6 protein-coding genes and 3 rRNA genes are annotated in these 15,846 nt (G+C 55.9%); 8 read left to right on the forward strand and 1 reads right to left on the reverse strand.

Annotated features, from left to right (window positions below; translation table 11 throughout):
• Nucleotides 1-157: 157 nt before the first annotated feature.
• From BFV67_RS01110 to aceK, 7 genes are all read left to right on the forward strand, one after another.
• Nucleotides 158-1,697, forward strand: a 16S ribosomal RNA gene (locus BFV67_RS01110).
• 199 nt (nucleotides 1,698-1,896) lie between these two features.
• Nucleotides 1,897-4,800, forward strand: a 23S ribosomal RNA gene (locus BFV67_RS01115).
• Nucleotides 4,801-4,869: 69 nt separating this feature from the next.
• Nucleotides 4,870-4,985, forward strand: a 5S ribosomal RNA gene (gene rrf / locus BFV67_RS01120).
• Together the 16S, 23S and 5S rRNA genes form the textbook arrangement of a ribosomal RNA operon.
• Before the next feature lie 182 nt (nucleotides 4,986-5,167).
• A complete protein-coding gene (metA, locus tag BFV67_RS01125) occupies nucleotides 5,168-6,097 on the forward strand; it encodes a homoserine O-acetyltransferase MetA (protein WP_008503405.1) in 930 nt (309 codons plus the stop codon).
• Between the two features lie 270 nt (nucleotides 6,098-6,367).
• Nucleotides 6,368-7,969, forward strand: coding sequence for a malate synthase A (gene aceB / locus BFV67_RS01130; RefSeq protein WP_069597752.1), 1,602 nt, complete (start codon nucleotides 6,368-6,370; stop codon nucleotides 7,967-7,969).
• A 31-nt stretch (nucleotides 7,970-8,000) separates the two neighbouring features.
• Complete coding sequence (gene aceA, locus BFV67_RS01135; protein WP_008503407.1) at nucleotides 8,001-9,305, forward strand: isocitrate lyase; 1,305 nt, start codon at nucleotides 8,001-8,003, stop codon at nucleotides 9,303-9,305.
• A 51-nt stretch (nucleotides 9,306-9,356) separates the two neighbouring features.
• Nucleotides 9,357-11,093: a bifunctional isocitrate dehydrogenase kinase/phosphatase gene (gene aceK / locus BFV67_RS01140; protein ID WP_032664690.1), complete on the forward strand. Its 1,737-nt coding sequence runs from the start codon at nucleotides 9,357-9,359 to the stop codon at nucleotides 11,091-11,093.
• Between the two features lie 37 nt (nucleotides 11,094-11,130).
• On the opposite strand, the gene iclR is transcribed toward aceK, so the two are convergent.
• Nucleotides 11,131-11,961 carry a glyoxylate bypass operon transcriptional repressor IclR gene (gene iclR / locus BFV67_RS01145; RefSeq protein ID WP_023293555.1) on the reverse strand — a complete coding sequence of 277 codons (831 nt, stop codon included), beginning with the start codon at nucleotides 11,959-11,961 and terminating at the stop codon, nucleotides 11,131-11,133.
• A gap of 193 nt (nucleotides 11,962-12,154) precedes the next feature.
• Here iclR and metH point away from each other — a divergent pair, with 193 nt between their 5' ends.
• A complete protein-coding gene (gene metH / locus BFV67_RS01150; protein WP_063436169.1) occupies nucleotides 12,155-15,838 on the forward strand; it encodes a methionine synthase in 3,684 nt (1,227 codons plus the stop codon).
• Nucleotides 15,839-15,846 lie beyond the last annotated feature (8 nt).

Raw genomic sequence — 15,846 nt, forward strand, 5'->3', positions numbered from 1 at the left:
AAGCCGCGTTGCACTGCTCTTTAACAATTTATCAGACAATCTGTGTGGGCACTCAAAGTGACATGGATTCTTAACGTCGCAAGACGAAAATGAATACCAAGTCTCTGAGTGAACATGCGTAATTCATTACGAAGTTTAATTCACGAGCATCAAACTTAAATTGAAGAGTTTGATCATGGCTCAGATTGAACGCTGGCGGCAGGCCTAACACATGCAAGTCGAGCGGTAACACAGGGAGCTTGCTCCTGGGTGACGAGCGGCGGACGGGTGAGTAATGTCTGGGAAACTGCCTGATGGAGGGGGATAACTACTGGAAACGGTAGCTAATACCGCATAACGTCGCAAGACCAAAGAGGGGGACCTTCGGGCCTCTTGCCATCAGATGTGCCCAGATGGGATTAGCTAGTAGGTGGGGTAACGGCTCACCTAGGCGACGATCCCTAGCTGGTCTGAGAGGATGACCAGCCACACTGGAACTGAGACACGGTCCAGACTCCTACGGGAGGCAGCAGTGGGGAATATTGCACAATGGGCGCAAGCCTGATGCAGCCATGCCGCGTGTATGAAGAAGGCCTTCGGGTTGTAAAGTACTTTCAGCGGGGAGGAAGGTGTTGAGGTTAATAACCTCAGCAATTGACGTTACCCGCAGAAGAAGCACCGGCTAACTCCGTGCCAGCAGCCGCGGTAATACGGAGGGTGCAAGCGTTAATCGGAATTACTGGGCGTAAAGCGCACGCAGGCGGTCTGTCAAGTCGGATGTGAAATCCCCGGGCTCAACCTGGGAACTGCATTCGAAACTGGCAGGCTAGAGTCTTGTAGAGGGGGGTAGAATTCCAGGTGTAGCGGTGAAATGCGTAGAGATCTGGAGGAATACCGGTGGCGAAGGCGGCCCCCTGGACAAAGACTGACGCTCAGGTGCGAAAGCGTGGGGAGCAAACAGGATTAGATACCCTGGTAGTCCACGCCGTAAACGATGTCGACTTGGAGGTTGTGCCCTTGAGGCGTGGCTTCCGGAGCTAACGCGTTAAGTCGACCGCCTGGGGAGTACGGCCGCAAGGTTAAAACTCAAATGAATTGACGGGGGCCCGCACAAGCGGTGGAGCATGTGGTTTAATTCGATGCAACGCGAAGAACCTTACCTACTCTTGACATCCAGAGAACTTAGCAGAGATGCTTTGGTGCCTTCGGGAACTCTGAGACAGGTGCTGCATGGCTGTCGTCAGCTCGTGTTGTGAAATGTTGGGTTAAGTCCCGCAACGAGCGCAACCCTTATCCTTTGTTGCCAGCGGTCCGGCCGGGAACTCAAAGGAGACTGCCAGTGATAAACTGGAGGAAGGTGGGGATGACGTCAAGTCATCATGGCCCTTACGAGTAGGGCTACACACGTGCTACAATGGCGCATACAAAGAGAAGCGACCTCGCGAGAGCAAGCGGACCTCATAAAGTGCGTCGTAGTCCGGATTGGAGTCTGCAACTCGACTCCATGAAGTCGGAATCGCTAGTAATCGTAGATCAGAATGCTACGGTGAATACGTTCCCGGGCCTTGTACACACCGCCCGTCACACCATGGGAGTGGGTTGCAAAAGAAGTAGGTAGCTTAACCTTCGGGAGGGCGCTTACCACTTTGTGATTCATGACTGGGGTGAAGTCGTAACAAGGTAACCGTAGGGGAACCTGCGGTTGGATCACCTCCTTACCTTAAAGAACCTGCCTTTGTAGTGCTCACACAGATTGTCTGATGAATGATGAACTTCTGAATGTACTTTTGAGTGCATTAAGAAGTTTTGCTCTTTAAAAATCTGGATCAAGCTGAAAATTGAAACGACACATCTTAAATGGTGTGTTCGAGTCTCTCAAATTTTCGCAATCAGAAGTGAAACATCTTCGGGTTGTGAGGTTAAGCGACTAAGCGTACACGGTGGATGCCCTGGCAGTCAGAGGCGATGAAGGACGTGCTAATCTGCGAAAAGCGCCGGCGAGGTGATATGAACCTTTGACCCGGCGATGTCCGAATGGGGAAACCCAGTGTGATTCGTCACACTATCGTTAACTGAATACATAGGTTAACGAGGCGAACCGGGGGAACTGAAACATCTAAGTACCCCGAGGAAAAGAAATCAACCGAGATTCCCCCAGTAGCGGCGAGCGAACGGGGAGCAGCCCAGAGTCTTAATCAGCTTGTGTGTTAGTGGAAGCGTCTGGAAAGTCGCACGGTACAGGGTGACAGTCCCGTACACGAAAGCACACAGGTTGTGAACTCGAAGAGTAGGGCGGGACACGTGGTATCCTGTCTGAATATGGGGGGACCATCCTCCAAGGCTAAATACTCCTGACTGACCGATAGTGAACCAGTACCGTGAGGGAAAGGCGAAAAGAACCCCGGCGAGGGGAGTGAAAAAGAACCTGAAACCGTGTACGTACAAGCAGTGGGAGCACCCTTGTGGTGTGACTGCGTACCTTTTGTATAATGGGTCAGCGACTTATATTCTGTAGCAAGGTTAACCGTATAGGGGAGCCGAAGGGAAACCGAGTCTTAACTGGGCGTTAAGTTGCAGGGTATAGACCCGAAACCCGGTGATCTAGCCATGGGCAGGTTGAAGGTTGGGTAACACTAACTGGAGGACCGAACCGACTAATGTTGAAAAATTAGCGGATGACTTGTGGCTGGGGGTGAAAGGCCAATCAAACCGGGAGATAGCTGGTTCTCCCCGAAAGCTATTTAGGTAGCGCCTCGTGAACTCATCTTCGGGGGTAGAGCACTGTTTCGGCTAGGGGGCCATCCCGGCTTACCAACCCGATGCAAACTACGAATACCGAAGAATGTTATCACGGGAGACACACGGCGGGTGCTAACGTCCGTCGTGAAGAGGGAAACAACCCAGACCGCCAGCTAAGGTCCCAAAGTCATGGTTAAGTGGGAAACGATGTGGGAAGGCACAGACAGCCAGGATGTTGGCTTAGAAGCAGCCATCATTTAAAGAAAGCGTAATAGCTCACTGGTCGAGTCGGCCTGCGCGGAAGATGTAACGGGGCTAAACCATGCACCGAAGCTGCGGCAGCGACACTATGTGTTGTTGGGTAGGGGAGCGTTCTGTAAGCCGTTGAAGGTGGCCTGTGAGGGTTGCTGGAGGTATCAGAAGTGCGAATGCTGACATAAGTAACGATAAAGCGGGTGAAAAGCCCGCTCGCCGGAAGACCAAGGGTTCCTGTCCAACGTTAATCGGGGCAGGGTGAGTCGACCCCTAAGGCGAGGCCGAAAGGCGTAGTCGATGGGAAACAGGTTAATATTCCTGTACTTGGTGTTACTGCGAAGGGGGGACGGAGAAGGCTATGTTAGCCGGGCGACGGTTGTCCCGGTTTAAGCATGTAGGCGGAGGTTCCAGGTAAATCCGGTACCTTTTAACGCTGAGGTGTGATGACGAGGCACTACGGTGCTGAAGTAACAAATGCCCTGCTTCCAGGAAAAGCCTCTAAGCATCAGGTAACATCAAATCGTACCCCAAACCGACACAGGTGGTCAGGTAGAGAATACCAAGGCGCTTGAGAGAACTCGGGTGAAGGAACTAGGCAAAATGGTGCCGTAACTTCGGGAGAAGGCACGCTGATATGTAGGTGAAGCCCCTGCGGGTGGAGCTGAAATCAGTCGAAGATACCAGCTGGCTGCAACTGTTTATTAAAAACACAGCACTGTGCAAACACGAAAGTGGACGTATACGGTGTGACGCCTGCCCGGTGCCGGAAGGTTAATTGATGGGGTTAGCGGCAACGCGAAGCTCTTGATCGAAGCCCCGGTAAACGGCGGCCGTAACTATAACGGTCCTAAGGTAGCGAAATTCCTTGTCGGGTAAGTTCCGACCTGCACGAATGGCGTAATGATGGCCAGGCTGTCTCCACCCGAGACTCAGTGAAATTGAACTCGCTGTGAAGATGCAGTGTACCCGCGGCAAGACGGAAAGACCCCGTGAACCTTTACTATAGCTTGACACTGAACACTGGTCCTTGATGTGTAGGATAGGTGGGAGGCTTTGAAGTGTGGACGCCAGTCTGCATGGAGCCGTCCTTGAAATACCACCCTTTAATGGCTGGTGTTCTAACGTAGACCCGTGATCCGGGTTGCGGACAGTGTCTGGTGGGTAGTTTGACTGGGGCGGTCTCCTCCCAAAGAGTAACGGAGGAGCACGAAGGTTAGCTAATCCTGGTCGGACATCAGGAGGTTAGTGCAATGGCATAAGCTAGCTTGACTGCGAGAGTGACGGCTCGAGCAGGTGCGAAAGCAGGTCATAGTGATCCGGTGGTTCTGAATGGAAGGGCCATCGCTCAACGGATAAAAGGTACTCCGGGGATAACAGGCTGATACCGCCCAAGAGTTCATATCGACGGCGGTGTTTGGCACCTCGATGTCGGCTCATCACATCCTGGGGCTGAAGTAGGTCCCAAGGGTATGGCTGTTCGCCATTTAAAGTGGTACGCGAGCTGGGTTTAGAACGTCGTGAGACAGTTCGGTCCCTATCTGCCGTGGGCGCTGGAGAATTGAGGGGGGCTGCTCCTAGTACGAGAGGACCGGAGTGGACGCATCACTGGTGTTCGGGTTGTCATGCCAATGGCACTGCCCGGTAGCTAAATGCGGAAAAGATAAGTGCTGAAAGCATCTAAGCACGAAACTTGCCCCGAGATGAGTTCTCCCTGAGACTTTAAGTCTCCTGAAGGAACGTTGAAGACGACGACGTTGATAGGTCGGGTGTGTAAGCGCAGCGATGCGTTGAGCTAACCGATACTAATGAACCGTGAGGCTTAACCTTACAACGCCGAAGATGTTTTGGCGAAGAGACAGACACGATTTTCAGCCTGATACAGATTAACAGAATTTGCCTGGCGGCTTTAGCGCGGTGGTCCCACCTGACCCCATGCCGAACTCAGAAGTGAAACGCCGTAGCGCCGATGGTAGTGTGGGGTCTCCCCATGTGAGAGTAGGGAACTGCCAGGCATCAAACAAGAAGAACCCCGTACCGAAAGGTGCGGGGTTTTTTGCTTTTGTTTTTCTTCCTCTCCCTCTCCCTGAAACTTTCTCACCTTCGCCTTGCAGACTCGACATTCCGATCATTTCTGGGTATCGTTAGCTGTCTGGATGTCTAAACGTTTATACGTATGTTGTGAGGATATAAAGTTATGCCGATTCGGGTGCAGGACGAGCTACCAGCCGTCAATTTCTTGCGTGAAGAAAATGTCTTTGTGATGACGACTTCACGTGCGACAGGTCAGGAAATTCGCCCGCTGAAGGTGCTTATTCTCAATCTGATGCCCAAAAAGATCGAAACAGAAAACCAGTTCCTGCGTCTGCTGTCGAACTCCCCGCTGCAGGTTGATATTCAACTGCTGCGGATCGACGCTCGTGAGTCTCGCAACACGCCTTCTGAGCACCTGAACAACTTCTACTGCAACTTTGATGACATTCAGGGTGAAAACTTCGACGGATTGATTGTGACCGGCGCGCCGCTCGGCCTGGTGGAATTTAACGATGTCGCTTACTGGCCGCAGATCAAACAGGTGCTGGAATGGGCAAAAGATCACGTCACGTCCACGCTGTTTGTCTGTTGGGCGGTACAAGCCGCACTGAATATTCTGTATGGCATCCCCAAGCAAACCCGCACTGAAAAGCTCTCCGGCGTATACGAACATCATATTCTCCATCCCCATGCGTTGCTGACGCGCGGGTTTGATGATTCTTTCCTGGCTCCGCATTCTCGCTACGCCGATTTCCCGGCCCAGCTGATTCGTGATTACACCGATCTGGAGATCCTGGCCGAAACGGAAGATGGGGACGCTTACCTGTTTGCCAGTAAAGATAAGCGCATTGCCTTTGTGACCGGACATCCTGAGTACGATCCGCACACCCTGGCGTCAGAGTATTTCCGTGATGTTGAAGCGGGTCTTAACCCGGATGTCCCTTACAACTATTTCCCGAAAGACGATCCGCAAAACAAACCGAGAGCGACCTGGCGCAGCCACGGGAATTTGCTTTTTACTAACTGGCTCAACTATTACGTCTACCAGATAACACCATACGATCTGCGTCACATGAATCCAACGCTGGAGTAATCGTCTGCACTAAACGATCCTAAAGCGTTTCAGCTATTCAAATCAGGCACCTTCGGGTGCCTTTTTTATTTCCGAAATGCCACTCATCATTCTTTAAAACTTTAATTTCAATAAAATCAATCAATTAATTGCAACTTATAATTAAAATGGAAATAGTTTTTGATTTTAGAAAAAATAGAGATAGTCTTAATTCTGCTGAGCGAAAACTACCCAACGATCTTTCGTTCGCGTCGGGAGCGTGATTTTGGATCTTTGATGAGGAGCAGAGTAATGACTCAACAGGCAACGACGGTCGATGAACTGGCCTTTACCCAGCCGTATGGCGAGCAAGAACAGCAAGTATTAACGGCAGAAGCGGTAGAATTTCTGACTGAACTGGTGACCCGCTTTACGCCGCAGCGCAATAAGCTGCTGGCGGCACGTATTCATCAGCAGCAGGAAATTGATAACGGCAAGTTGCCTGGTTTTATTTCGGAAACTGCTTCCATTCGTCGTAGCGAGTGGAAAATCCGCGGCATCCCTGAAGATTTACAGGATCGTCGCGTTGAGATCACCGGTCCGGTAGAACGCAAAATGGTGATCAACGCCATGAACGCGAACGTTAAAGTCTTTATGGCCGATTTTGAAGACTCGCTGGCACCGGACTGGCGTAAGGTCATCGAGGGGCAGATCAACCTGCGCGACGCCGTAAACGGCACCATCAGCTATACCAATGAAGCCGGCAAAATATACCAGCTCAAACCGAACCCGGCGGTGCTGATCTGTCGCGTGCGCGGCCTGCACCTGCCCGAAAAACATGTCACCTGGCGTGGAGAAGCCATTCCAGGAAGCCTGTTTGATTTTGCCCTCTATTTCTTCCACAACTACAAAGCCCTGCTGGCGAAAGGCAGCGGCCCGTATTTCTACCTGCCTAAAACGCAGGCCTGGCAGGAAGCGGCCTGGTGGAGCGAGGTCTTCAGCTATGCGGAAGATCGTTTCAACCTGCCGCGCGGCACCATCAAAGCCACCCTGCTGATTGAAACGCTGCCCGCCGTATTCCAGATGCATGAAATCCTGCATGCGCTGCGCGACCACATTGTCGGTCTGAACTGTGGACGCTGGGACTATATTTTCAGCTATATCAAAACCCTGAAAAATTATCCCGATCGCGTGCTCCCCGATCGTCAGGTTGTCACCATGGACAAACCGTTCCTGAGCGCCTATTCGCGTCTGCTGATCAAAACCTGCCACAAGCGCGGTGCCTTTGCGATGGGCGGCATGGCAGCCTTTATCCCGAGCAAAGACGCAGAGCGCAACAATCAGGTGCTCAACAAGGTGAAAGCCGACAAAGAGCTTGAAGCACATAACGGCCACGACGGGACGTGGATCGCCCATCCGGGTTTGGCCGATACGGCGATGGAGGTCTTTAACCGCGTGCTCGGCGACAACAAAAACCAGCTGTTTGTCACCCGTGAAGACGATGCACCAATCGCAGAAGAACAGCTGCTGGCGCCGTGCGCGGGCGAACGGACGGAAGAGGGCATGCGGGCCAATATCCGCGTCGCGGTGCAGTACATCGAAGCGTGGATCTCCGGCAACGGCTGCGTGCCGATCTACGGTCTGATGGAAGATGCTGCGACGGCGGAGATCTCACGTACCTCTATCTGGCAGTGGATCCACCATCAAAAAACGCTTAGCAACGGCAAACCGGTGACCAAGACCCTGTTCCGCCAGATGCTGGCCGAAGAGATGCGGGTGATCCAGGACGAGCTGGGCGAACACCGCTTCAGCAGCGGGCGTTTTGACGACGCTGCGCGCCTGATGGAGCAAATCACCACATCAGATGACTTAATCGACTTCCTGACCCTGCCGGGCTACCGCTTCCTGGCGTAACTCACCACATAACAATATGGAGCATCTGCACATGAAAACCCGTACCCAACAAATCGAAGAATTAAAGAAAGAGTGGACACAACCTCGCTGGGAAGGCATCCGCCGCCCGTACAGCGCGGAAGACGTGGTGAAATTACGCGGCTCGGTCAATCCGGAATGCACGCTGGCGCAAAATGGCGCGGCTAAAATGTGGAAGCTGCTGCACGGTGGCTCTAAAAAGGGCTACATCAACAGCCTCGGCGCGCTGACCGGCGGTCAGGCGCTGCAGCAGGCGAAGGCCGGTATTGAGGCTATCTACCTCTCCGGCTGGCAGGTCGCGGCGGACGCCAACCTGGCCTCCAGCATGTACCCGGATCAGTCGCTCTATCCGGCTAACTCCGTGCCGTCGGTCGTGGATCGGATCAACAACACCTTCCGCCGTGCGGATCAGATCCAGTGGGCGGCGGGTATTGAGCCAAACGATCCGCGCTTTATTGACTACTTCCTGCCGATCGTTGCGGATGCGGAAGCGGGCTTCGGCGGCGTGCTGAACGCCTTTGAGCTGATGAAATCGATGATTGAAGCCGGTGCAGCGGCCGTTCACTTCGAAGATCAGCTGGCGTCAGTGAAGAAGTGCGGACATATGGGCGGTAAGGTGCTGGTTCCTACACAGGAAGCGGTTCAGAAGCTGGTTGCCGCGCGTCTGGCTGCTGACGTGCTCGGCGTGCCGACGCTGGTCATTGCCCGTACCGATGCGGACGCGGCTGACCTGATCACCTCTGACTGCGATCCGTACGACAGCGAGTTCATCACCGGCGAGCGCACCAGCGAAGGGTTCTATCGTACCCACGCGGGTATCGAGCAGGCGATCAGCCGCGGTCTGGCGTACGCGCCGTACGCGGACCTGGTCTGGTGTGAAACCTCCACGCCGGATCTGGCGCTGGCAAAACGCTTTGCCGACGCCATTCATGCGAAGTACCCGGGCAAACTGCTGGCCTACAATTGCTCGCCGTCCTTTAACTGGCAGAAAAAGCTGGATGACAAAACCATCGCCAGCTTCCAGCAGCAGCTGTCCGACATGGGCTACAAATACCAGTTCATTACGCTGGCAGGCATCCACAGCATGTGGTTCAACATGTTCGACCTGGCGCACGCCTATGCGCAGGGTGAGGGCATGAAGCACTACGTTGAGAAGGTGCAGCAGCCGGAATTTGCGGCAGGCAAAGACGGTTACACCTTCGTGTCTCACCAGCAGGAGGTGGGCACCGGCTACTTTGATAATGTGACCACGATTATTCAGGGCGGCACCTCCTCCGTCACCGCCTTAACGGGTTCAACGGAAGAAGCACAGTTCTAATCTTTTCCCCCTCTCCCCCCTGGGGAGAGGGTTGGTGGTGAGGGGGAATATATGTCGCGTGGCCTGGAATTACTGATTGCCCAAACTATTTTGCAGGGCTTCGATGCCCAGTATGGTCGTTTTCTGGAAGTAACCTCCGGCGCCCAGCAGCGCTTCGAACACGCAGACTGGCATGCGGTTCAGCAGGCCATGAAGCAGCGTATCCATCTTTATGACCACCACGTGGGTCTGGTGGTGGAGCAGCTGCGCTGTATTACCGACGGTAAAAGTCCGGACGCGGAATTTTTACTGCGCGTAAAAGAGCATTACACCCATCTGTTACCCGACTACCCGCGCTTCGAGATTGCGGAGAGCTTTTTCAACTCCGTCTATTGCCGGTTATTTGACCACCGCTCATTATCTCCTGAGCGGTTATTTATCTTTAGCTCCCAGCCTGAACGGCGCTTTCGTACCATTCCCCGTCCGCTGGCGAAAGATTTCTTTCCCGAGCACGGATGGGAAAAGCTCCTGCACCGCGTGCTGACGGATTTGCCGCTGCGCCTGCCCTGGGAGAATAAAACCCGGGATATCGGGTATATCCACGCCCATCTCAAAGAAGCATTCGGCGCGGAGGTGCTCAGCCACAGCCATTTGCAGGTGGCCAACGAGCTTTTCTACCGCAATAAAGCCGCCTGGCTGGTGGGCAAACTGGTTACGCCGACGGCTATTGTGCCGTTTCTGCTGCCCATTCATCGTACCGACGACGGGGAACTGTTTGTTGATACCTGCCTGACTACCAGCGCCGAGGCCAGCATCGTGTTTGGCTTCGCCCGTTCCTATTTTATGGTGTACGCTCCGCTGCCCGCCGCGCTGGTGGAGTGGCTGCGCGAGATCCTGCCGGGCAAAACCACGGCCGAGCTGTATATGGCCATTGGCTGCCAGAAGCACGCTAAAACGGAAAGCTACCGGGAGTACCTGCGCTATGTCACCACGGCCGATGAGCAGTTCATCGAAGCGCCCGGCATTCGCGGCATGGTGATGCTGGTGTTTACGCTGCCGGGCTTCGACCGGGTCTTTAAGGTGATTAAGGACAGATTCGCGCCGCAGAAAGAGATGACCGCCGCGCACGTCCGCGCCTGCTACCAGCTGGTTAAGGAGCACGACCGCGTCGGGCGCATGGCGGATACTCAGGAATTCGAAAACTTTGTGCTGGATAAGCAGCAGATCGATCCGGCGCTCATGGCGCTTTTACTGCAGGAAGCACCCGCCAAAATCACCGATCTTGGCGATAAAATCGCAATCAGCCATCTCTACATTGAACGTCGCATGGTGCCGCTGAATATCTGGCTGGAGCAGTCCGACGGTCAGGCTTTAAGAGATGCGATTGAAGAGTACGGCAACGCGATTCGCCAGCTTGCCGCCGCCAATATCTTCCCGGGCGATATGCTGTTCAAAAACTTCGGCGTCACCCGTCACGGACGGGTAGTGTTCTACGATTACGACGAAATTTGCTACATGACCGAGGTGAACTTCCGCGACATCCCACCGCCCCGCTACCCGGAAGATGAGCTTTCCAGCGAGCCGTGGTACAGCGTTTCGCCGGGCGATGTGTTTCCCGAAGAGTTTCGCCACTGGCTCTGCGCCGATCCGCGCATCGGGCCGCTATTCGAAGAGATGCATGCCGATCTGTTTCGCGCCAGCTACTGGCGGGGACTGCAAACGCGGATCAAAAACGGGCACGTGGAAGATGTGTACGCTTACCGCCGTAAGCAGCGGTTTTGCATCCGGTTTTCAGAGGGCATCATGTAGGCCGGGTAAGGCGAAGCCGCCATCCGGCAATGCATGCTTAACGAATCCCACCGTACGCCAGCGTGACCTCTTTCGCCGCCTTAATCACCAGCGCACCCAACTCAGTGACCCGATCGTCGGTCATACGCGAAATCGGCCCGGAGATAGAGATGGCGGCAAACGGCTCGCGGTGCTCGTCAAAAATGCAGGCTGCGATACAGCGCAGGCCTAGGGCGTGCTCCTCGTCGTCAAACGAATAGCCGCGCTTGCGGGTCAGGGCCAGGTCTTCTTTCAGATGCACCGGCGAAACCAGCGTGGCGTGGGTATAAGCATGCAGTCCTTTACGGTGCAGCAGCCCCGTCACCTGCTCCTCGGTCAGCTGCGAGAGGAACGCTTTACCCGCCCCTGAGGCATGCATCGGCAGCTTGCCGCCAATCGGCGCGGACATGCGCATCAGCTGCGTGCACTGAACCTGGTCGATGATAATCGCCTGATGGTCGCTCTGGTCGAGCACGGCCAGATTCACGGTCTCGCCCGACTCTTCCATCAATTTGCGCAGAATCGGGTGCACAATCGCCAGCAGGTTACGGCTCTGCAGGAAGCTGCTGCCCACGATAAACGCATGCGCGCCCACCGCCCAGTGCCCCAGCTCGCCTACCTGGCGGACAAAGCCCAGCTGCTGCATGGTGGTCAGCAGGCGGTGCGTCGTGGAGTTCGGCAGGCCAGCCTGCTGGGCCAGCTCCGTCAGGGCCACGCTGCTGTGCGACTCGGCTATCCACTCCAGCAGCTTCAGACCGCGCGTGAGCGATTGAACCTGTCCACCCTGTTGTGCGGCAGCGGTGGTGGCAGCAGGTTTTCTGCCGCGTTTAGCGGGAACGGTCGCGACCATGACGATCTCCTTTTTCTGTATCGTGGAAATCATTTTCGTTTTATTTGGTGAATTTGCAACCGTTATCCTGACTGATCGGAGGAGTGATAGTGAACATGTCTCATGTTACCGCTGAGCGACTTTTCCACCCTGCGAGATTGTGCCAGTATGGAACGCAGCCTTTTGGCCTTGTTGAGCGTTGTCGGGAGCAAGTGTGAGCAGCAAAGTAGAGCAACTGCGTGCGCAGTTAAATGAACGAATTCTGGTGCTGGACGGCGGCATGGGCACCATGATCCAGGGCTATCGTCTGAGTGAAGGCGATTTCCGCGGCGAACGCTTCGCCGACTGGCCCTGCGACCTGAAAGGGAACAACGACCTGCTGGTGCTCAGCAAGCCGTCCGTGATCAAGGATATCCACAACGCCTACTTCGAAGCGGGTGCGGATATCGTTGAAACCAACACCTTTAACTCGACAACCATCGCCATGGCGGATTACCAGATGGAATCCCTGTCGGCGGAGATCAACTTTGAAGCCGCAAAGCTTGCGCGCGCCTGCGCCGACGAGTGGACGGCCCGCACGCCGGATAAGCCGCGCTACGTTGCCGGGGTGCTTGGCCCGACGAACCGCACCGCGTCGATTTCACCGGACGTCAACGACCCGGCGTTCCGTAATATCACCTTTGACCAGCTGGTTGTTGCCTACCGTGAATCGACCAGAGCGCTGGTGGAAGGCGGTTCCGATCTGATCCTGATTGAAACGGTATTCGACACCCTCAACGCCAAGGCCGCGATTTACGCGGTGAAAGAGGAGTTCGAGGCGCTGGGCGTTGACCTGCCGATCATGATTTCCGGCACCATCACCGATGCCTCCGGCCGTACCCTGTCCGGCCAGACCACCGAAGCGTTTTATAACTCCCTGCGCCACGCCGACGCGCTCTCCTTCGGCCTGAACTGCGCGCTGGGCCCGGACGAGCTACGCCAGTACGTGCAGGAGCTGTCGCGCATTGCGGAATGCTACGTTACCGCGCACCCGAACGCCGGTCTGCCGAACGCCTTCGGTGAATACGATCTGGATGCCGACACCATGGCGGCACAAATCCGCGAGTGGGCCGAGTCTGGATTTCTCAACATCGTCGGCGGCTGCTGCGGCACCACGCCGGAGCACATCGCCGCCATGAGCAACGCCGTGGCCGGACTGCCGCCGCGCAAGCTGCCCGAACTGCCGGTTGCCTGTCGCCTCTCCGGCCTTGAGCCGTTAACCATCGGCGACGACAGCCTGTTTGTGAACGTGGGTGAGCGTACCAACGTCACCGGTTCCGCGAAGTTCAAACGCCTGATCAAAGAAGAGAAATACAGCGAAGCGCTGGACGTTGCCCGCCAGCAGGTGGAGAGCGGCGCGCAGATTATCGATATCAACATGGATGAGGGGATGCTCGACGCCGAAGCGGCGATGGTGCGTTTCCTCAACCTGATCGCCGGTGAGCCGGACATCGCCCGCGTGCCGATCATGATCGACTCCTCCAAATGGGAGGTGATCGAGAAGGGGCTGAAGTGCATTCAGGGTAAAGGCATCGTCAACTCCATCTCCATGAAAGAGGGCGTTGATACCTTTATTCATCACGCGAAGCAGGTCCGCCGCTACGGTGCCGCCGTGGTGGTCATGGCCTTTGACGAAGTGGGCCAGGCCGACACTCGCGCGCGTAAAATTGAGATTTGCCGCCGCGCGTACAAAATACTGACCGAAGAGGTAGGCTTCCCGCCGGAAGACATCATCTTTGACCCGAACATCTTCGCCGTGGCGACCGGCATCGAAGAGCACAACAACTACGCCCAGGACTTTATCGGCGCGTGCGAGGACATCAAGCGCGAGCTGCCGCATGCCCTCATCTCCGGCGGCGTGTCGAACGTCTCGTTCTCGTTCCGCGGCAACGACCCGGTGCGTGAAGCGATCCACGCCGTGTTCCTCTACTACGCCATCCGCAACGGGATGGACATGGGGATCGTTAACGCCGGACAGCTGGCGATTTACGACGACCTGCCCGCCGAGCTGCGCGACGCGGTGGAAGACGTGATCCTCAACCGCCGCGACGACGCCACGGAGCGGCTGCTTGACCTGGCAGAAAAATACCGCGGCAGCAAGTCGGATGACGCAGCCAACGTTCAGCAGGCCGAGTGGCGCGCCTGGGACGTGAAAAAACGTCTGGAATATTCGCTGGTAAAAGGCATCACCGAGTTTATCGAGCAGGACACCGAAGAGGCGCGTCAGCAGTCAGCCCGCCCGATTGAAGTGATCGAAGGGCCGCTGATGGACGGCATGAACGTGGTGGGCGATCTGTTCGGCGAGGGCAAAATGTTCCTGCCGCAGGTGGTGAAATCCGCGCGCGTGATGAAGCAGGCCGTGGCGTACCTGGAGCCGTTTATCGAAGCCAGCAAAGAGAAAGGCTCCAGCAACGGCAAAATGGTCATCGCCACCGTGAAGGGCGACGTGCACGACATCGGCAAGAACATCGTCGGCGTGGTGCTGCAGTGCAATAACTACGAGATTATCGACCTTGGCGTGATGGTCCCGGCGGATAAAATCCTCAAGACCGCGCGCGAAGTGAATGCCGACCTGATTGGCCTCTCCGGGCTGATCACCCCGTCGCTGGACGAGATGGTTAACGTGGCGAAGGAGATGGAGCGTCAGGGCTTCACCATTCCGCTGCTGATTGGCGGCGCGACCACCTCCAAGGCGCACACGGCGGTGAAAATCGAGCAGAACTACAGCGGGCCGACGGTCTACGTGCAGAACGCCTCGCGCACGGTGGGCGTGGTCTCCGCGCTGCTCTCTGACACCCAGCGCGACGAGTTTGTTGAGCGCACCCGCAAAGAGTACGAAACCGTTCGCATCCAGCACGGGCGCAAGAAACCGCGCACCCCGCCCGTTTCACTCCAGGCGGCGCGCGATAACGATCTGGCGTTTGACTGGTCGAGCTATACGCCGCCGGTCGCGCATCGCCTGGGCGTTCAGGAGGTCAGTGCCAGCATCGAAACGCTGCGTAACTACATCGACTGGACGCCGTTCTTTATGACCTGGTCGCTCGCGGGCAAATATCCGCGCATCCTGGAAGATGAGGTGGTGGGCGAGGAGGCGAAACGCCTGTTTAACGATGCCAACGACATGCTCGACAGGCTAAGCGCGGAGAAAACCCTCAACCCACGCGGCGTGGTGGGGCTGTTCCCGGCCAACCGCGTGGGCGACGACATCGAAATTTACCGCGATGAAACCCGCACTCACGTGCTGGCAGTCAGCCGCCATCTGCGCCAGCAAACCGAGAAAGTGGGCTTTGCCAACTACTGCCTGGCCGATTTTGTCGCGCCGAAGCTGAGCGGTAAAGCCGACTATATTGGCGCCTTTGCAGTAACCGGCGGTCTGGAAGAAGATGCGCTGGCGGACGCGTTCGAAGCGCAGCACGATGATTACAATAAAATCATGGTGAAAGCGATCGCCGACCGCCTGGCGGAAGCCTTCGCCGAGTACCTGCACGAGCGCGTGCGTAAGGTGCACTGGGGCTACGCGGCGAACGAAAACCTCAGCAACGAGGAGCTGATCCGCGAAAACTACCAGGGGATTCGTCCGGCGCCGGGCTACCCGGCCTGCCCGGAACACACCGAAAAGGGCACGATCTGGCAACTGCTGGACGTCGAAGCCCATACCGGGATGAAGCTCACCGAGTCGTACGCCATGTGGCCGGGCGCGTCCGTCTCCGGCTGGTACTTCAGCCACCCGGACAGCAAGTACTTCGCCGTGGCGCAGCTTCAGCGCGATCAGATTGAAGATTACGCCCTGCGCAAAGGCATGAGCGTGTCAGAAGTAGAGCGCTGGCTGGCACCGAATTTAGGCTACGACGCAGACTAACGTCACTT

This window comes from Enterobacter roggenkampii, assembly GCF_001729805.1.
Classification (GTDB): Bacteria; Pseudomonadota; Gammaproteobacteria; order Enterobacterales; family Enterobacteriaceae; genus Enterobacter; species Enterobacter roggenkampii.